The sequence below is a fragment of the Chryseobacterium jejuense genome (assembly GCF_900100075.1).
In the GTDB taxonomy this organism is placed as follows: domain Bacteria; phylum Bacteroidota; class Bacteroidia; order Flavobacteriales; family Weeksellaceae; genus Chryseobacterium; species Chryseobacterium jejuense.
On sequence record NZ_FNEG01000009.1, the window covers coordinates 157433 to 177399 of the forward strand.

Here is a 19967-nt window from a genome sequence, read left to right on the forward strand (position 1 = left end):
TAAATAGTATCTGTAATTACAGATTTTGAACCAATGGCTTTACTTCTTTCCCGAATAACTCAATGGATTTCATCATGATGTCGTGAGCCGGATCACCAATATCCATATGCCCAATGAATCTTGTGATTCCGAAGAGCTCTTTCATATAAGCAATTTTATCTGCTACCTCAGCCGGGCTTCCGATGAATAATGCTCCATCTTTACTTCTTCCGCCATCATACTGCATTTTCGTATAAGGAGCCCAACCTCTGGAAGCTCCTATTCTATCCATCTGAGATTTATAATTGTGGAAATATCCGTCTACCACATTCTGATCGTCACTTACAAAGGTATGTGAATGAATCGCAATCTGCATTTTAGACCTATCATGCCCTGCTTTTTGATATTCCTGTTTGTAGAATTCGATCAGGTTTTTAAACTGAATAGGCATTCCGCCAATAATTGCTACAACTAATGGCATTCCTAATTGGGCAGCACTTAAAACAGACTGTGGAGTTCCTCCTACCGCTCTCCAAATGGAAAGTTTACCGTCATTTTTTGCTCTTGGATATACCGTCTGATCTTTCATCGGAGCACGCAATTTCCCTGACCAGGTCACATTTTCTTCAGAATTAATCTTTAATAATAAATCCAGTTTTTCATCAAACAGTTCTTCATAATCATTCAGAGAATAGCCATATAACGGGAATGACTCAATGAAGCTTCCACGTCCTACGAATATTTCTGCTCTCCCATTGGAAATTAAATCCAATGTTGAAAAATCTTCATATACTTTTACCGGTTCAGATGAACTTAACACTGTAACACCACTCGCCAGTTTTATATTTTTTGTAATGCTTGCCGCTGCGGCCAGTACCATTTCCGGTGAAGAAACAGCATAATCTGGACGGTGATGCTCTCCCATTGCAAAAACATCTATTCCTACCTCATCCATGAATTTCACCTGCTCCAAAATTTCATGAAGCTTAACTCCTGCATCTCTATATTTCCCGGTTGATTGGTCAAAAGCCAAATCACCGAACATTCCTATTCCTAATTCCATATTGTTGATTTTGATTTTATATAGGCAAATTTACAGCTATGAAAAGGCAAATGCATTGATGTTTGATAAGATCGGAATTCTATTCAAACTTATTAAATAAGGAGATATCTTTTGTTAAGTATGCAAACTTATCTATATTTGGATCTAATAACTTTATGAAAATGAGATATTCACTGATATTTTTTATCTTTCTAATAACTAACTTTTATTTTTCGCAAAATAAAACGGAAATATATGTGATCGGAAATATACATGACAGCGTACCGAATTACCACCCTGCCATATTATTTGGAATACTTGAAAAAATAAAACCCGATATCACCCTCCATGAGGTTGACAGTAAGGGAATGAAAGAGTATGAAACCAATAATACCTCTAAAGAAAATGAGATCACTGCAACTAATTTATATCTTAAAAAACATCCTGGAACATTAAGATTCCCTTTTGATTTTGAGGGTAGAAATCAATACCGGAAAGACAAAGGAATGGTTCCTACAGACAACCTGTCTGTAAAATTGATTGACAGCCTTTACAAAGCTAAACAACTGTCATCTGCCGAAACAAAATTATATGAAAATTTTCTCAATACCACCAAGGAGCTCATGAAGATCGCAGAATTATCTCCTGAAAATTTCAATAATAAAACAACGGATAAAATTTCTGAAAAAAGACAAAATGCTCAATATTCAGGGTTAATAAAGATCACAGATCAAAGGCCCGAATTTGCTAACAGATATGTGACAAAGCCCAATGGTGAAAAAATAAGTTATAGAGATGGTTTTAAATTAATGTCCGGGTTTTGGGATCTCAGAAATCAAACTATGGCAAAAAACATTTATCATATAGCTGAAAAGTATCCTCATAAAAAAATCGTTGTTCTAACAGGGTTTCTACATCGTTATTATCTTTTAAAAGAACTGCATAAACTGAACAATAAAAAGTATGTTATTAAAGAGTTTTATGATTAATATAGTTTTCAATTAGCAGAAATACATATTTGAGGTGAACGCAGAAGTAAAATTTCATGCTATTTTTAAGGTACAAGAACATTTCAACTTCGTTCCATATAAGATTTCCAGCAAGAAAGATTTACACACAATATTTTGTACTACAATATTCTATGCGCCTATGTGCTTAAAAAAAATATTTAACTACATAGGCACATAGTTTTTTTATGCATTAATAAAAATCATTCGTTCATTAGTTGCAATTATAAAGCTGTATACAATTTTATTGCAGATAAAATCCTTGCGCCTTAAAAGCATGTAGAAAGGAAAGAAACTTAGCATCTTCTCAACAAAAAATCCAACCTAAATGGCTGGATTTTATTATTATTTCTTCAGATTCTGATCAAAATAATCTGTGATTTTCTGCATCAAGTGAACTCTGTCTTTTCCAATTACGTTATGTGGATGTCCCGGATAAGCAAAGTAATCTAATTGGACCCCATTATCTACAGCTGATTTGATAAACTTAATGGAATGCTGCCATACCACTACATCATCCTGTGCTCCATGAATCATCAATAATTTCCCTTTCAGATTCTGAACTTTATCCAAAAGATTAGCGGTTGCATATCCTTGTGGATTTTCCTGTGGAGTATCCATATATCTTTCTCCGTACATGATTTCGTACATATTCCACTCAATTACCGGTCCACCAGCGACTCCTACTTTAAATACATCTGGTTTACGAAGCATGAAACTTGTGGTCATGAATCCACCGAAGCTCCATCCGTGAATACCCATTTTGTCTCCATCTACATAAGGAAGTGATTTTAGATAATCCACACCTTTCATTTGGTCATTCATCTCTGTTGTTCCCAGATTTCTGAAAACAGCCTGCTCGAATTTCATTCCACGGTTGGCAGAACCTCTTCCGTCCATTGTGAAGATGATGTATCCGTTCTGAGCCATATATTCATACCAAAGATTTCCGGAAGACGGGAAAGTATTTGTGATTAGCTGTAAGTGCGGTCCGTTGTATAGATAAACAATGGTTGGATATTTTTTGTTCGGATCAAAATTCGTTGGCAGAATGATCTTTCCATATAAAGGAGTTCCGTCATCAGCTTTTAATTCTACATTTTTAATTTCCGGTCTCTGATAATTCTTTAATGGATTCTCAGAAGTAAGAATATTGGTCGTTTTTAAATTCGAAGTATTAATAATATTTCCTACCCTAGGTGTATTTGCATTACTGTAAGCATCATAGATATAATTTCCATCATTGCTCAGAATTCCAAAATGCATTCCTTCAGCAGCGTCCAATCTTTCCATCTTGAAGTTTGCCCAGTTGATCTTATATAAATGTCTTTCCAGAGGAGTTTCTTTAGTAGAGGTAAAGAAAATTTCTTTTTTCTTTTCATTAAATCCCAGAACCTCAGTTACCAGCCAATCTCCCTTTGTGATCTGAGCAACCAATCCTTTTTCAAGATTATAATGGAAAAGATGATTGTATCCTGTTCTCTGGCTCTGCCAGATAAAATCTGTATTTGAATTCGGGAAGAAAGTAAGTGGGTGCTGTGGTTCAACATATTTGCTGTCTGTTTCTTCAAATAAAGTCTTTACCAATGTTCCTGTGGCAGCATCATATTGATTCATTTTCATATGATTCTGCCCTCTGTTTAGTACTCCTACAAAAATATATTTTGAATCAGGGCTCCAGGTAACTGCCGTTAGATACTGATCTTTTTCACCATCAATCTTCAGAAAAGTTGTTGCCTGAGTTTTGATATTGAAAACCCCTAATGTTACCTGATGAGAGGTTTGTCCTGCCATTGGGTACTTGATGTTATGGTTAACAGCAGGAGTTACAGACCAATCAATGATTGGATAGTCTGCTACCATGCTTTGATCCATTTTATAGAATGCTACACTTTCAGAGTTCGGTGCCGGGAAAATTCCGGTATCAATTCCGAATTCATTTCTGTGAACGGTTTGTCCGCTAATGATATTCTCATTAGCTTCATTAGTAACCGCTATCGTCTTCCCGTTTTTATTAACAAATAAATTATTCTTTGCGGTAAAAGCAAAAGTTTGCCCATCACCAAACATTTTGACATTAGCTGCATCCTGATCTACCGTCGCTGAATTCTTTATTTTCCAATCGTTTCCTGATTTTTCAATCCAGAACATCTTACCATTTGTATTGAAATATCCGTTAGATGTACCTGTAAATTTAATAGGTGGAACAGATTTTAGCTTATTATCAGCAAACTGTCTGTTCAGCTGTGTAAGAGATATCAGAGTATCCTGTTTGTTTGTTTTTAAATCTGTAGCCAGATATCCACCTTTTACGGACTGAATATAGGATTTCCCATCTGCAGACCACGAAAACTGTGAAATATTTTTCACGGCAAGGTTGGTTCTCATTCCATTTACAGCCTCCGCCATTGTGAACTTCTGTGTTTGGGCAAATGCTGAGCTACCCAAAACAAGCATCAATAAAGAAAATTTATGTAATTTCATTGTATAAAATTGAATCCATCAAAAATAAGAAATAAAAATCATCCGTTAAGAAACGTTAAAATAAAAGATTCATAAAATGGAATTCATTCATCAATAGAAATTATTTCTTAACTTAATCGTAGAATTTTGTGGTGTTAATTGGGGAAGCACAAAGACGCAAAGTTTGTTTAATAAAGTATATTTTTAAGCCGAAAGGATTTTATCTGTGATACATTGATTGAGAATATTAAAATGAAAAGTTGAGAGGTTAAATAGAATAAAAGTTCATCACTTAAATGAAGTTATTTCATTTCTTATCCTATATCAATGACTCGTATATGCTCTCTGTTCTAAATTTGCATCATTAATAATAACAAAAAAATACAAAATTACAATGGCAACAAAATGGATTTTAGACCCAACGCATAGTGAAATTACTTTTAAAGTAAAACACATGATGATTTCTAATATAAAAGGAAGTTTCAGAACTTTCACTGCTGAAATTGAATCTGAAGACGAATTCTTCGCAAACGCTAAAACTACAGCTACGATCCAAACGGATTCTGTATTCACCAATAATACCGACAGAGACAATCACTTAAAGTCTGCTGAGTTCTTCAATGCTGAAGCTCATCCAACGATCACTTTTGACTCTCTGAACCTGAATAATGAGGTGGTAGGAAACCTTACTATTAACGGGATTACAAAACCTGTAGCATTAGATGTAGACTTTGGTGGAATTAATGTAGACCCATGGGGAAATACAAAAGCAGGTTTCTCTTTTGAAGGAAAAATCAGCAGAAAAGATTTCGGACTGAACTGGAATGCAGCTCTTGAAGCAGGAGGTGTAATGGTAAGTGACGATGTAAAAATTGCCGGTGAATTACAGTTTGTAAAACAAGCGTAATTAATAACATACATTATAAAGGGTTCAGGGATTTTTACTAAAAACCTTGGACCTTTTCTTTTTTATTAATATTCAACACTTATGAACCTCAACGATCTTCAAAATATAAGCGAAAGTTTCAACAACACACAGAGAATGCCGGTTTTATTCCTTGGGCATGGCTCTCCGATGAATGCTATTGAAGAAAACCAATTTGTACAGGGATTCCGCAAGACAGCAACTGAGATTCCAAAACCGAATGCTATTCTATGTATTTCGGCACATTGGTATACTCCCGGAACTTTCGTTACCGCTATGGAAATGCCTAAAACCATTCATGATTTTTATGGATTCCCGAAGGAATTGTTTGAAGTACAGTATCCCGCTCCGGGAAGTCCGGAACTGGCCAAAGAGACTGCTGAACTTTTACTTCCTGTAGAAGTAGAGGAAGATCATAATTGGGGTCTGGATCATGGTGCATGGTCTGTCATCAGGCATTTATATCCTGATGCTGATATTCCGGTGATCCAGCTCAGTATTGATTATACAAAACCTCCACAATACCATTATGATCTCGCCAAAAGGCTGAATAAGCTCCGTGAGAAAGGAATTCTGATTATAGGAAGCGGAAATATTGTTCATAACCTGCGTATGATCGACTGGAAGAATATCAATACCGTAGGCGCTGGCTGGGACTGGGCGATAGAAGCTCGTGAAAAAACCAACAATTGGCTTCTGGATGGTAATTTTCAGCATATTATTGATTATCATAAACAGGGAACTTCTTTACAGTATGCTGTTCCTACTCCGGATCATTATCTTCCTTTGATTTACACTTTAGGATTGAAGGATCAGGCTGAAGAATTGACATTATTTAATGATGAACTTATTGGTGGATCATTAAGTATGACAAGTGTGAGAATTGGATAATGTGATATTATAATAAAAAGGAAACACCTCAGTTGAGATGTTTCCTTTTCTTTTTATAGTATTATTATTTACTGTACTGCTTTTAAAACATTGATGTTTCCATAGCCATAGCTTGAATTAACAGTTGGATAATAGGTTGCCGACTGTCTCATTTTATTAAGCACCTGATCTCTGGTCCATGATGGATTTTTAGCCCAAACCAACGCTGCAATTCCCGCAGTAGCAGCCGTTGCCACTGAAGATCCACCTACATAATCAGCCTGCCCATTATAATAACTTAAAACCGGAACTGTATTTCCTGATGCTCTTTCCATCTGGAAGGTAAAATCAATCTGGCTTCCGGAGTGGCAAACATCACATTTTTGGTTGGAAGTTCCTTCTTTTACCCCTGTTATCGCTTGTGTTTCGGACATTGAAGCAGGAAAAATAACGCCTACAAAATTCGTAAAGCTGGTAGATGTTCCTCCTGCACAGAAAATCAGTTTTCCTCTTGCATAAGCATATTTTACTCCATCCTCAATTTTTCCTACTGAAAATATATGTCCCATAGACATAGAGATAATTTTCACATTGGTATTGTTTCCTAATTCCGTAAATGCTGTTTTCACTCCATTTTGTTCACTGGAAGTTTCCAATACAACATTTTCGGCAGCACGATAGGCGATAAGATTTGCATTATAAGCTACTCCTACAGGAAGACCTGCATTATTTCTAGGGGCAGTCATTACAGAAGCCATTTTGGTTCCGTGCCCACACTGATCCGCTGAACCATCGGAATTATACACTCCGAATTTACTGATTGTTCTTCCTGAGGATGCTCCATTATTAAAGCTAGATCCCAATAAAGACTGATCCGGAGAAACTCCTGTATCAATAAGACCGATAGTGACTCCAGCTCCTGTGCTGTAGCTCCAGGCATCAGGAATATTATGTTTGGTAAATGCCCATGGAATTTTTGCACTTGGTGTTGTGGAGGTATAATCTACCGCACTTAAGGTAGCTGTGGAAAAACCACATCCTGAAGAACCGCTGCCTGAAGATTTTGCTGTGGTATTGTATTTAGCTTCGTTTTCGAAATAATGATAGTCTGCAGGCTCTACATATCGGATGTTTTTCATCTGACGAAGAGCTGTTATTGTTTCCTCCTTTTCGATGGTAACATCCATCTGGTTAAGATATTGATCGGAATTCAAGAGAAATCTTGCAGATCCTCTCCCTTCAGATTTTTCAATGAGATTTAAAATCTCTTCCTGCATATTTTTGTTATCCGGAGATTTACTTCTGTCAAAATCATCTTTGGATGAACCAAATCCAATAGATACCATTCTGTTGCCACGGAAAATGGCACTCCAAAGAAAATGATCGGATTCATTCTTCCAATTGAAAGCTCCATCCTTTTTTATAGCCTGATTGATCCTTTCATTGATCTGTTTTTCCGTTAACGGAGTTTTCTGAGACATTTCAATGTTTGAACTCTCATTGCGAAGTTCTTCCTGTGTACAGGAGTTTAAGGCAAAAAATAATGCCAGGAAAAATACACTTTTTTTCATATGTTATAATTTTGATTGGAGTCACAATATAACACTTTCATGAGAATTAAAAGTTTTAAAAAAGTGAATTTAGCATTATATGAATATTAATTTTAAAGATAATAGTTTAATATTCTTAAATAATTGATTTTTAATGAATATTAGTATAAATTATAGATAAAACTGACCAGCCCATCAATAATTCTTTGAATTTTTGACACCCTCCGGAGGGAAATTTTCACACCTCCAATTGGGCTTTATTTGACTATTTTAATTCTTTTTCAAAACATACACTATGATCTACCCCAATGTACTGCCCATAATTAGGAATTTTTTGGAATCCACTTTTTTCATATACAGAAATTGCATTGGTAAGGTCCTTGGATGTTTCAAGAGCTGCCTTTTGATAGCCTAATTCCTTAGCCCAACTTTCCAGTTCTTTTACAATGGCAGAACCCAAACCTCTTTTCCTAAACTCAGGGTTGGTGAACATTCTTTTGATTTCAACAGTATCTTCTGAAAGTTCTTTGAAAGCACCGCACGCTGCCGGAATTTCATCAATGTAAACCACAATACAATTTTTAATCACATCAATTTTATTAAACTGGGCAAAAAATGCATCATCATCCCCGTTGTGTTCTGCAAGGTGGGCATCAAGAGATTCTACAAGCATTTTAAAATCTGTGGAGTTAGAATCGGTTCTATATATTATCATTATTTTTTTTGATTAAAATTTAAAATCTGTGAGTGTAAAACAAAAAAGCTCCCTTTCGGAAGCTTTCATTTTTATTGGATTAGTTTACAATAAACTTTCTTTCTCTGATGAGCTCTGCAATAGCCAGCATATCTTTCCCAATTAATCTGTCGTCTTCAAGCTTAGTAACTTTGGAACGAAGAATCGTGAAGTTTTCTTCAATGATCTTGGAACATTTCGAAGGTCTTCTGAATTCCAGACCCTGAGCGGCAAACATTAATTCAACAGATAAAATATTAACCAGATTTCCAAGAACCTGATTGAATTTTCTTCCTGAGATACTTCCCATAGAAACATGGTCTTCCTGCCCTAAACTTGTAGGAATAGAGTCAGCAGATGCCGGGAAACACAATGTTTTATTCTCTGTTACTAATGCAGCAGAAGTATATTGAGGGATCATAAATCCTGAATTCAATCCTGAGCTTTCCGTTAATAATCTTGGAAGTCCGTACTTTCCTTCCAATAGTAAATAACTTCTTCTGTCTGAAATATTTCCTAATTCTGCAGCTGCAAGGGTTGCATAATCTAATGGTAAAGCCATCAGCTGTCCGTGGAAGTTTCCTCCTGAGATAGATTCTTCTGCACTTAATACAATTGGGTTATCTGTTACAGAGTTTAATTCTGTCTCTGCCATGCTTTTAAGGTGCTCATAAGCATTTCTACTCGCTCCGTGAACCTGTGGTACACATCTCATAGAATAAGGATCCTGAACTCTTTCACAATCTTCATGAGCTTTCATATTTTCTGATCCTTTCAGGAACTTAAGCATTCTTGCGGCTACTTTTTTACTTCCTTCAAATGGTCTGATATCATGAAGCTCTTTCTTGAACGGACTTGCAGAACCTCTGTACGCTTCAATACTCATGGCAGCAGTTATATCAGCAAGATCCAACAGGTATTCAAATTTCTCTAAGCCTTTGATCGCATGTGCCAGGATAAACTGTGTTCCGTTAATTAGTCCTAATCCTTCTTTTGGCCCAAGAGCTAATGGTTCAAGATTATGTTTTTCCAATACTTCCATAGTATCTGAAACTTGATCTCCTTCCCAAACCTGTCCAAGACCTAATAAAGGTAGTACAAGATGAGCCAGAGGAGCTAAATCTCCCGACGCCCCCACAGATCCTTGCTCAGGAACCACAGGAATAATATCTTTTTCAAGCATCAGAATCAATCTCTCAATCACGTCAAGAGAAACTCCGGAAAATCCTTTTGATAAAGCATGAACTTTAGCAATCATCATGATCTTTGAAAGTTCTTTTTCAATAGGCTTCCCTACGCCTACAGCATGGGAAATAATCAGATTATACTGTAACTGAGCGGTTTCATCTGCTGATATTTTAGTATCGCACAACGGCCCGAATCCTGTATTGATTCCATATACACATCTGTCGGATTCTACAATTTGCTGTACGTTTTTCTGAGATTTTAAAATTTGGTCTTTGGCTGCTTTGTTCAGCTTGGCTTTATTAGGTTTTTTACATATTTCCAGAACATCATGGAAAGTAAAAACATCTACTCCGTATATCATTTCTAAAAAATTTTCTTAAAATTACGCATTTAACAATAATTGGAGAAACTAAATTTCACTGTTCTATCTTTTTATCTGAAGAAGTGAATTAATTTGCTATTTTTATCGCCGAAATTAAAAACAATAATACATGAGACTGAAAACTTTACTGCTTGCTTTATGCGTTGCAGGTACTACAACTTTCGCACAGAAAGTAAAATATTCTAAGGAAGAAAGACATGAAATGAACCGTTATCTTTTTAACGAAGGTTTCAATACAGCAACAGATAAAAAGGTTTCCACCATTATATTAAAGGATAACACCGAACATCAGGGTTACAGTAAATCATGGGAAAGGGAGAAAGGTCAGATTCTTTCTATCACTATAGAAGATGTTGACACCAAAAAACCTGTAAAATTTACAGCAGCAGAAATTGCTGAAATGTACCTATATCCTACGGAGTTGGAAAAATCGATGAAAGCTTCGAAATTTATTTCAAACATGAGGAATTACAGCACTAAAAAATACAGTAAATCTGTAACTGATGACGCTGTCTTATATGAAAACCAAATTGTTTCTTTAAAAAACAAGAAAGAACCCAAAGTTTTCTTAATGCAGGTCATTAACCCTGAATTTAATGAGCTTATTTCCGTTTATCATGATCCATTCGCTTCAGAAACAATGAGTACCGGCTTTGCAGGTGCTCCCGCATTTGGTGGAGGTGTTATCAAATCCTATTATGTAAAGAAAGGAAATAAGGTAATGTGGCTTCACAAGGATGACTTTGAAGACAATTATGATTTTTTATTTGGTGATAACGCTGAATTTATGAAAAAATATCCCAAGAACTCTGTAGAGTGGAATTATTTAAGCTTTTTAATCTATCAATATACTGAAATGAACCACGGATAAAATGGGTGATCAAAATATCAGAGCCTGTAGAATCATCTGCAGGTTTTTCTTTTTTAAATAGGGAAAGATTCCTTAATTTTGTTATATGAATCCTTCTTTAGAGTTACAGCTCAAAACCTTACCATCCGAACCCGGTGTTTATCGTTATTATGATAAAAACGAACAATTATTGTATGTCGGAAAAGCTAAAAATTTAAAGAAGAGGGTTCTCTCTTATTTCAATAAAAATCTTTCAGGATACAGAATAAAGATTATGGTTGGCAAAATCCAACGTCTGGAAACCACCATCGTAAATAGCGAGTATGATGCTCTTTTGCTGGAAAACAATCTTATTAAAGAACATCAGCCGTTTTATAATGTCATGCTGAAGGATGACAAGACCTATCCTTGGATCTGTATTAAAAACGAAGACTTTCCGAGAATTTTCCTGACCAGAAATGTCATTAAAGATGGTTCGGAATACTATGGTCCTTATGCCAAGGTACGTCCTGCAAAGATTTTACTGGATACGATCAAACATATTTATAAGCTTAGAACCTGTAATCTGAATCTTTCACCCGCTAAAATTGCAGACGGAAAGTATAAGGTATGTCTGGAATATCATATTAAAAACTGTGAGGGACCTTGTGAAGACCTTGAAAGCAAAGAAGATTATGATGATAAGATAGATGCCATCCGTGGAATCGTTAAAGGAGACTTCCGAAAAGCAAAAGAATATCTGGTAAATCAGATGATGAAGCTTGCCTCCAATCTTCAGTTTGAAGAAGCACAGATCATTAAGGAAAGACTGGATATTTTAGAAGATTACCAGGCTAAAAATACGGTAGTGAATCCCAATATTGATGATGTGGATGTTTTCGGTATGACCAGTGATGAGACAGCAGCTTATGTCAATTTCTTTAAAATAAGAAATGGAAATATTATCCAGAGTTTCACTACAGAAATCAAAAAAATTCTTGAAGAGACTGATGAAGATATTATGGAAGAGGCTTTAATTGAAATCAGGCAGAAATTTAGCTCTGATTCGAAAGAAGTATTACTTCCTTTTCATTTGTCTGTAGAGATTCCAAATGTGAAACTTATTGTTCCTAAAGTTGGGGATAAAAAAAGAATCGTGGAACTTTCGGAAAAAAATGCAAAAGAATATCGTCTGGAAAAATTAAAACAAGTTCAAATTGTAGACCCGGAAAGACACACAAACAGAATTATGGCTGAGATGCAGAAGCTTCTCAGAATGCCTGTTGAGCCAAGACATATTGAAGGGTTTGATAACTCAAACATTCAGGGAACCAATCCGGTTTCAGCCTGTGTTGTTTTTAAAGATGGAAAACCCAGCAAAGCAGACTATAGAATCTTTCATCCTAAAACAGTGGAAGGACCCAACGACTTTGCAACGATGGAAGAAGTCATCTACCGCCGGTATAAAAGAATGCTGGATGAGGGAGAAAGTCTTCCGCAGCTGATTCTTATTGATGGTGGAAAAGGACAGTTGTCTTCTGCTGTCAAAAGTCTGAGATTACTGGGACTGTATCGGAAAATTACCATTGTGGGGATTGCTAAAAGACTGGAAGAAATTTTCTTCCCGGAAGATTCTATTCCTTTATATCTTGATAAAAAATCCGAAACGTTAAAGATCCTGCAAAGAGTAAGGGATGAAGCCCACCGATTTGGGGTAAAACATCACAGAACAAGAAGAAAAAATTCCACTATAAAATCTGAACTGGAAGAAATTCCCGGTGTGGGAGAAAAAACGATAGAATTATTACTGTCTAAACTTAAGTCTGTAAAAAGGATCAAAGAATCCAATCAGGAAACCTTGGAAGAGATCTTAGGTAAAAGTAAAGCAAAAGTTATTTGGGAGTTTTTCAATAGCAATGGGTAATCTCACCTACCCTATCAATTTATTTTTCACAAATAAATGAACTTTTTTTTATAAAATTCCAATTTACAAACTATTTTCTCAACATGAGACAAATATTGTAAAAACACGCCCTAACTTCAAATTAAAATCAATAAAAACTAAATACATTTAAAATATAATAAAAATAATATTATTATATGTATTTTTTTCATAAATTAGTACTATTAATTTCAAACAATAATACCATGAAAAAAAACTCATTCTGCAAATGATAATGCATTATCATTTACCTCCATTGGTATTCTGCCATTACCTTTCCTTAATATTTTTTACAAATGACAGCTTGGTAGAGTCCTAATTATTCTAAAAAAAGAAAAAACACATCAACATACTTCCAAAAAAATAAGCTCTTCAAAAAGAGCTTATTTTAGTTTTATATTCAGTAAACATTACATTATTTTCCAGTGAAGATCTCTTTAGTATATCTTCCATCAGCTTGTGGAATATCAATTACAATATTTCCATTTTCAACATAACCTATGGTAACATTGTTATCAGCAAGCTTCACAATAAATATGTCATTTTTTGAAGTTGTTTTAAAGATAGCATACGGCACAGAACTCCCCGATTTTGCCAGGATAAACTGATTGGCATCAATCTGTATCTTCTGTACAACTACTTTCCCATTGGAATAAGTTCCTGTGGATGAACCTGCAGCAGGAGCAATCACAGCTGTTTCAGGAGCAGAACTCTGAACAGTATTGGAAGCGATTGTTGTAGTGGTAGTTGAAGTTTGAGTCTTTGCAGGCTGCATGGCAACAGGATTAGAATTACTAACACTTATTAAAGCCATTTTCAAAGCATCCGCCAAACCTTCTTCAAATTCTTTAATGCTGGAACTTCCTTTAGATTCAAGAATTACTTTATTATTACAATCTTTAAACTCAAGCATTAGTTTATTGGAAAATAAACTCTTAACATTCAAAATATTTGCATTGATAATATTACAAGAATTATCCTTAGCCTCAGATGGCCATTGATCGATACTTGCTGGTAAAATTACATACTTCTTGTTTTTTAAAGCTTTTGTCAGAGCTCCTTCCAAACCATAACTCTCTCCTTTGAAGCTCTCAAACTTCTCAGGAATCAATACATATTTATAATCTGAAACTTTCTGTCCGAAAATAGCTGTTGAGCAAATAGCCAACATCAATATTGATAACTTTTTCATATCCTTCACTTTAGTCATTTCTGAATGCTCCCATATCTAGCTTAAGCGAGAAGAAATTAGAATAGAAATTAGAACCTCCAATACCTGAATTCGTAATAGCATAATCCAGGGTAAGGCCTCTGTATCTAATTCCAATCCCTGCACTTGGCTGGAAAGAAACTTTTCTTTTTAAATCTTCTATATCTGTAATAGACTGGAACCTGTTGATCCCTAGTCTCACAAAAATCATTTTCTGATACCCTAATTCAGCACCTGCATAAGGGCTGATACTTGCAAAATCAGTAGAAATCAAAGATGCTGTCTTTGCAAAATCCACATTGATTCCTGCTTCAGGCAATACATACACACTGCTGTTAATTTCAAATAACTTACTCGCTCCTACATTTAGCTTAGGCATCGTAAGCTCCATTTTATCTTTTGGTGCAGGGTTGAATTCTTCACCGTTTACCACTGTTGACAGTTCTTTCTGGTTAATACTCCAAAAGTTAACAGTAGTGGTAATATCTCTAACCATTCCCCCGAATTTCCATCCGTTTTCTCCTTTATAAATGGCTCCAACATCAAAACCAAATCCATAACCATTGGCAAATTTACCTACATTTCTATAGACAATTTTAGCATTTACCCCAACATCAAGATTCGGGTTTCCTCCCGGACGGAATGCATAGGAAAGGATAGCGGCATAATCAGACTGTGAGAATTTTGTGATTTTATCGTAATCAATATTCCCTTCAGCATCAATCATCTGGGTGGTATTCAAAATATTATCTACCCCAAGTCTTACTACTGAAACTCCAAAAACACCTTCTTCCATTACTCTTGCATAGGCTAGATAATCATATTTTGCTATGGATTCAAAGTATTCGGCGTGCATTGCTGCTCCCTGCCAGTCTTTCTCAATAGCCATTAAACCTGCCGGGTTCCACATAGGAGAATACACGTCATCCTGATTGGATATTACAGCACCTCCCATTGCTAATCCTCGGGCTCCTGCTCCGATATTTAAGAATTCATTGGAATACTTCCTGATAATCTGAGATTGAGACAGCCCATAGAGCAGTGAAAATGCAAGTAAAAAATATTTTTTCATCATATAAAATTGATGCTAGTTAAAGTTTTTAGTTTTCCTGGCCTTAATTAATCCATTCGCAATGATTGCCAGTATCATAACTCCTGAGGCAATATAAAATATAGGACTCATATGTTCTGATTCCCCAAAGATAAAAAAAGCTAGTATAATTCCGTAAACAGGTTCCAAATTAACTGTTAAAATTAGAGTAAAAGGCGATATATACTTCATTAAATTCACTGATTCCAGCATCGGAAAAGCAGTAAAAACACTGGCTAACAAGCATATTAACGCTATATCACGGTAGTTTATTTCATTCATTTGAAAAATTTGGCCTGAAAACAAATAAAATAACATTAAAATAAACCAACCACAGAATATTTCGTAAAATATAATGTTCCCGGAACTCGTTTTACCAAACATCTTACCATTAAAAACAGAAAATATGGTCCCAAAAATAGCACAAAGGACACCATACATAATCCCTTCCTTATATTGAAATTCTGTTTTGAAGATTAATAAAATACAAGCTACAATCACTACTCCCATTATTACTTCTGAAATATCAATCTTCCTTTTAAAGATAACAGGCTCCAAAATTGAGGCAAAGAGTGTGGATAATGATAAACAGCTTAGCGCAATGGACACATTGGAAACTTTAATTGAATAAAAGAAGCAATACCAGTGAAGTGCCATGGTAAAACCTATGGCTGCCAGCTGAAAGAATACTTTTTTAGAAACTTTTATGCTTTCCTTTTTAAATATCCTTATGAATACAAAAAGAAAAATTGAGGCAAAGAGCATTCTGTAAAATACTAGGATCTGAGCATTAGCATGAATAAGTTTTCCTAAAATTGCAGTGAACCCCCATAAAAATATTATTAAATGCAATCTGAAAAGCGCTAATTTATGCATAACCTACCTTCTTTAAAATTTTAAGTGGCAAATTTACAAATAGGCTTTTATAAATCTCACAAAAAATATAAATTTACATTAATAAAAAAACTATAAATAAAGTTTTTAATAGTTTTTCTTTCTAATGCATACTCTATTCTATTAATTTCCTAAAAAAAGGCAAAAAGAAAGAGATAAAACAATACTATTCCTTTAAAAATATCATGATATTAAATCCAGCTATTAAAATCAAAACCGAGCGTTTAACTTTACAACCTGTTGAAGATTCATATATTGATAATATTTTAGAACATTTTACCAATGAGGTTACTAGATATATGCCCTTTAATCCACAAGGTAACAGAAAGGATATTATCAGCTTTGTTAATGAATCCAAAAGAACATTATTACAAAATACAGATTTAGTAATGGTTGCTCTAGATTCAAATAGGGATTTTATCGGATGCTGCGGGATTCATAATATTACAGAAGAGTCTATTGAACTGGGATTATGGTTAAAAAAGAACTCTCAAGGGAAAGGACTAGGAACTGAAATCATAGCAGCCCTTATCGAATTTCTAGAAAATAATTTCACTTTTAAATATATCTTATATCCGGTAGATGAAGAAAATATAGCCAGTAGAAAAATCCCGGAAAAGCTTGGATTTATTCAGGTTAAAAAATATACGAAATATAAAAGCCCTAGCATCAATCTTACTATTTTAGAATATCGAAAATATTACCAGAATGAAGAGCTAGCCCCTAACAAAAAACCCTGAAAATGGGTTAAACTTTCAGGGCCTTCAAATAATAAACTATTAAAAAAATAAACTAGGAACAGAGTATTTATCAAAGGATTTCACCCTCTGTTACTCTTATGTAAAGTTAGAAAAAATATAAATTATTTAAAAATATTTTTTAGTTAAAAATTTCACAATTTACTAATAACCAAACTATTAAACATCTGTTTTACTTCTCCTGCATATTCCTCATAAAAATAGTATCTTTAAGCGTAAAAAATTGAAAATTCTATGGACATCGAATTCAACAAACGAGAAGATCAGAACAGATTAAAATTATCAGAGATAAATCGCTTGCTTGCCGAGATCAAAAAAGGAGGCGGTGAAAAGAGGCTTCAAAAGCTTCGTGATGAAGGAAAAATGACAGCAAGGGAAAGAATAGATTATCTTCTTGATAAAGATTCTGATTCCATAGAAATAGGTGCATTTGCAGGCTATGAAATGTATGAAGAACATGGAGGCTGCCCTAGTGGTGGTGTAGTGGTGGTTATGGGATATGTTTCCGGAAGACAATGTATTGTTGTAGCCAATGATGCCTCCGTAAAAGCAGGAGCCTGGTTCCCTATCACAGGAAAGAAAAACCTGAGAGCACAGGAAATTGCAATGGAAAACAGACTTCCCATTATTTATCTTGTTGATTCTGCTGGAGTGTACTTACCTATGCAGGACGAAATTTTCCCTGATAAAGAAATGTTCGGTAGAATATTCAGAAATAATGCTAAAATGAGTGCTTCAGGAATCATCCAGATTTCTGCAGTAATGGGCAGCTGTGTAGCTGGAGGAGCTTATCTTCCTATTATGAGCGATGAAGCGATGATTGTTGATAAAACAGGCTCTATTTTCCTTGCAGGTAGCTATCTTGTAAAAGCGGCTATTGGAGAAAGTATTGATAATGAAACATTGGGAGGAGCTACCACTCATTGCTCTATTTCAGGGGTTACTGATTATAAAGCGAAGGATGATAAAGATGCCTTAAACAGAATCAAAAACATTATGAAATCTATCGGAAGTACTGAAAAAGCAGGCTTCGACAGAATAGAAAGTTTTCCACCAAAAGAAAGCCCTGATAATATCTTCGGAATTATGCCTGTTTCCAGAGCAGAACAATATGATACTTATGAAATCCTAAAATGTATTGTGGATAACTCCGAATATGAAGAATATAAGCCAAACTACGGCAAAAGTATTATTTGTGCCACTGCAAGAGTGGATGGCTGGTCTGTAGGAATTGTAGCCAATCAGAGAAAGCTAGTTAAGAGTGGCAAGGGAGAAATGCAATTTGGAGGAGTAATCTATTCTGATTCTGCAGATAAAGCAACTCGATTCATAGCCAACTGTAATCAAAGAAAGATTCCTTTAATCTTCTTACAGGATGTTACCGGCTTTATGGTGGGTTCAAAATCAGAACACGGTGGAATTATTAAAGATGGAGCTAAAATGGTAAATGCTGTTTCCAATTCTGTAGTTCCTAAATTTACCATTATTACAGGTAATTCTTACGGAGCAGGAAATTATGCCATGTGTGGAAAAGCTTATGATCCCAGACTGATTGTAGCATGGCCTTGGGCAGATCTTGCCGTAATGGGTGGAGCACAAGCGGCTAAAGTATTAGCACAAATTCAGGAATCTACGCTGAAAAAACAAGGTAAAGAAATTTCTGAAGAAGAACACAACAAAATATTGGATACTATTTCAAAAAAATACCAAAAACAAACCGAATCTACCTATGCTGCTGCAAGGTTATGGACTGATGCCATCATCAACCCAACAGATACCAGAAAATGGATTTCTATGGGAATAGAAGCTGCTAACCACTCTCCTATTACAGAGAAATTCAATTTAGGAGTAATCCAGGTCTGATTAATAAACATATAGATAAAAAGACGGCTATCTCAGTTATTGAGATAGCCGTCTTAATTTATTATTAGAACCTTAGGCTTTATTTACCCATTTGAAATTCAATGTCATATTTATACAAGTTCAAAAATGATATTAATATTAAATTCAGAGAATAAAGGCCTTTTATAATAATATAGCATTTACAGATTACAAATACTCTGCTCTACACCAATCTTTAGGGCTGCCAAGCTGGATACAACATTGATATTTAGACATGCAAATTCCATTAGGCCAACCTGTAGGATAACACATTCCAAATTGTGGATCATCTGGGCAACCTGGTCCTGTAGCTCCTCCTTTAAGTGACTTTAGATCTTCTCTTGAGATTTTCACTAAGTTTTTCATTATTATTTAGTTTTAATATTACCTACTCTTTTAAAGCTTTTCGGCATCCGCTTATTATATCCAATAATAAGGAATTAACTCAAATTATTGAAAACCGAAAGAAATATTTAACAACAAATTATAAACAATAAATCACAATATAAAGATTTAGCTTATTGTATGCGAATTAAATGTAGGAATTCATTCAAAAAAAGATCATAAGAATAAGTATTTATATAATATATTAGTTTGTACCCCAACCACGCTCTTTGTCATCCCGTAGGGATCTAGACAATGTTATTCATAATTTTATTCTACTGGTTATGGATAAGTTTACCTCATAGTCTTATAATTGCTAAGGATCCTTACAGAAATCGAAGATTAGACGTAGTCAATGACAAAAGACGATGGAAAAACAATAGTAATGATACCAAGGAATAACTCTTATAAATAGAATAAAGATAGAGTGGTAAATTGAATATAAAAATAAGCCTATTGCTATTTTACATATTCAGGATTCAATAGGGACGGACAGTAATCCTGAGCTTAGTTGAAGGAAGCCCGCTTTATCATGAAGAATAATTCCGATGGCTTTAACCTAAGCTTAGATAGATTTTAGATAAAAGAAAAACTAAAAAATAAAGTAGGAGATTAATATAGAATAGATGGTAATGAATATACTTTGAGAACATCTCTGTTATTACCCACTGCTTATTACTTATTACTTATTGGATGAGTTATCCTTGAGCTGTGGATTAGCTCTGCTTTATTCGTTGGGTATAGAGCAAAAAAAAATCCTTTATCGTAATGATAAAGGATTTTTAAAAATAAAATAAAAACTGGCGGCGGCCTACTCTCCCGCGTTAGCAGTACCATCGG

16 protein-coding genes are annotated in these 19967 nt (G+C 34.9%); 7 read left to right on the forward strand and 9 right to left on the reverse strand.

The features are described from left to right. Window positions 1–16: 16 nt before the first annotated feature. Window positions 17–1042, reverse strand: a complete 1026-nt coding sequence (locus tag BLS98_RS21985; RefSeq protein WP_089739487.1) for an LLM class flavin-dependent oxidoreductase — start codon at window positions 1040–1042, stop codon at window positions 17–19. Between the two features lie 236 nt (window positions 1043–1278). Between BLS98_RS21985 and BLS98_RS21990 the strand changes: the two genes are divergently transcribed. After that, window positions 1279–2010 carry a hypothetical protein gene (locus tag BLS98_RS21990; protein WP_228425286.1) on the forward strand — a complete coding sequence of 244 codons (732 nt, stop codon included), beginning with the start codon at window positions 1279–1281 and terminating at the stop codon, window positions 2008–2010. 363 nt (window positions 2011–2373) lie between these two features. Here the strand turns inward: BLS98_RS21990 and BLS98_RS21995 are convergent, their stop codons facing one another. Then, window positions 2374–4512 carry a S9 family peptidase gene (locus BLS98_RS21995; protein ID WP_089739491.1) on the reverse strand — a complete coding sequence of 713 codons (2139 nt, stop codon included), beginning with the start codon at window positions 4510–4512 and terminating at the stop codon, window positions 2374–2376. Between the two features lie 373 nt (window positions 4513–4885). On the opposite strand from BLS98_RS21995, the gene BLS98_RS22000 reads away from it, so the two are divergent. Both BLS98_RS22000 and ygiD read left to right on the forward strand, forming a co-directional pair. Further along, window positions 4886–5398, forward strand: coding sequence for a YceI family protein (locus tag BLS98_RS22000; RefSeq protein ID WP_089739493.1), 513 nt, complete (start codon window positions 4886–4888; stop codon window positions 5396–5398). 81 nt (window positions 5399–5479) lie between these two features. After that, complete coding sequence (gene ygiD / locus BLS98_RS22005; RefSeq protein WP_089739495.1) at window positions 5480–6307, forward strand: 4,5-DOPA-extradiol-dioxygenase; 828 nt, start codon at window positions 5480–5482, stop codon at window positions 6305–6307. 68 nt (window positions 6308–6375) lie between these two features. On the opposite strand, the gene BLS98_RS22010 is transcribed toward ygiD, so the two are convergent. The 3 genes from BLS98_RS22010 to hutH all read right to left on the reverse strand — a co-directional run bounded on the left by BLS98_RS22010 (window position 6376) and on the right by hutH (window position 10118). Beyond that, on the reverse strand, window positions 6376–7857 hold the full coding sequence (locus BLS98_RS22010; protein ID WP_089739498.1) for a S8 family peptidase: 1482 nt from the start codon (window positions 7855–7857) through the stop codon (window positions 6376–6378). Between the two features lie 244 nt (window positions 7858–8101). Continuing rightward, the gene (locus BLS98_RS22015; protein ID WP_089739499.1) at window positions 8102–8551 is read right to left on the reverse strand and encodes a GNAT family N-acetyltransferase; all 450 of its coding nucleotides are present in this window, start codon (window positions 8549–8551) and stop codon (window positions 8102–8104) included. Between the two features lie 79 nt (window positions 8552–8630). Then, window positions 8631–10118 carry a histidine ammonia-lyase gene (gene hutH / locus BLS98_RS22020; protein WP_089739501.1) on the reverse strand — a complete coding sequence of 496 codons (1488 nt, stop codon included), beginning with the start codon at window positions 10116–10118 and terminating at the stop codon, window positions 8631–8633. A gap of 130 nt (window positions 10119–10248) precedes the next feature. On the opposite strand from hutH, the gene BLS98_RS22025 reads away from it, so the two are divergent. Together BLS98_RS22025 and uvrC are read left to right on the forward strand one after the other, a co-directional pair. Beyond that, window positions 10249–11010 (forward strand): hypothetical protein, encoded by a 762-nt coding sequence (locus BLS98_RS22025; protein WP_089739503.1) that lies wholly within the window; start codon window positions 10249–10251, stop codon window positions 11008–11010. Between the two features lie 85 nt (window positions 11011–11095). Then, a complete protein-coding gene (uvrC, locus tag BLS98_RS22030) occupies window positions 11096–12892 on the forward strand; it encodes an excinuclease ABC subunit UvrC (protein ID WP_089739505.1) in 1797 nt (598 codons plus the stop codon). A gap of 433 nt (window positions 12893–13325) precedes the next feature. On the opposite strand, the gene BLS98_RS22035 is transcribed toward uvrC, so the two are convergent. From BLS98_RS22035 to BLS98_RS22045, 3 genes are read right to left on the reverse strand one after another with little or no spacing between them, the layout of a single operon-like run. Then, entirely contained in the window at window positions 13326–14102 is a 777-nt protein-coding gene (locus BLS98_RS22035; RefSeq protein WP_228425288.1) for a hypothetical protein, read from the reverse strand. A gap of 10 nt (window positions 14103–14112) precedes the next feature. Continuing rightward, window positions 14113–15195: a putative type IX sorting system protein PorV2 gene (locus BLS98_RS22040; protein ID WP_089739509.1), complete on the reverse strand. Its 1083-nt coding sequence runs from the start codon at window positions 15193–15195 to the stop codon at window positions 14113–14115. A gap of 12 nt (window positions 15196–15207) precedes the next feature. Further along, the gene (locus BLS98_RS22045; RefSeq protein ID WP_089739511.1) at window positions 15208–16086 is read right to left on the reverse strand and encodes a DMT family transporter; all 879 of its coding nucleotides are present in this window, start codon (window positions 16084–16086) and stop codon (window positions 15208–15210) included. Window positions 16087–16289: 203 nt separating this feature from the next. Between BLS98_RS22045 and BLS98_RS22050 the strand changes: the two genes are divergently transcribed. Together BLS98_RS22050 and BLS98_RS22055 are read left to right on the forward strand one after the other, a co-directional pair. After that, window positions 16290–16844, forward strand: a complete 555-nt coding sequence (locus BLS98_RS22050) for a GNAT family N-acetyltransferase (protein ID WP_089739513.1) — start codon at window positions 16290–16292, stop codon at window positions 16842–16844. Window positions 16845–17096: 252 nt separating this feature from the next. Continuing rightward, complete coding sequence (locus BLS98_RS22055) at window positions 17097–18725, forward strand: acyl-CoA carboxylase subunit beta (protein ID WP_089739515.1); 1629 nt, start codon at window positions 17097–17099, stop codon at window positions 18723–18725. Window positions 18726–18911: 186 nt separating this feature from the next. Here the strand turns inward: BLS98_RS22055 and BLS98_RS22060 are convergent, their stop codons facing one another. Further along, on the reverse strand, window positions 18912–19109 hold the full coding sequence (locus BLS98_RS22060) for a bacteriocin-like protein (RefSeq protein ID WP_089739517.1): 198 nt from the start codon (window positions 19107–19109) through the stop codon (window positions 18912–18914). Window positions 19110–19967: the final 858 nt, after the last annotated feature.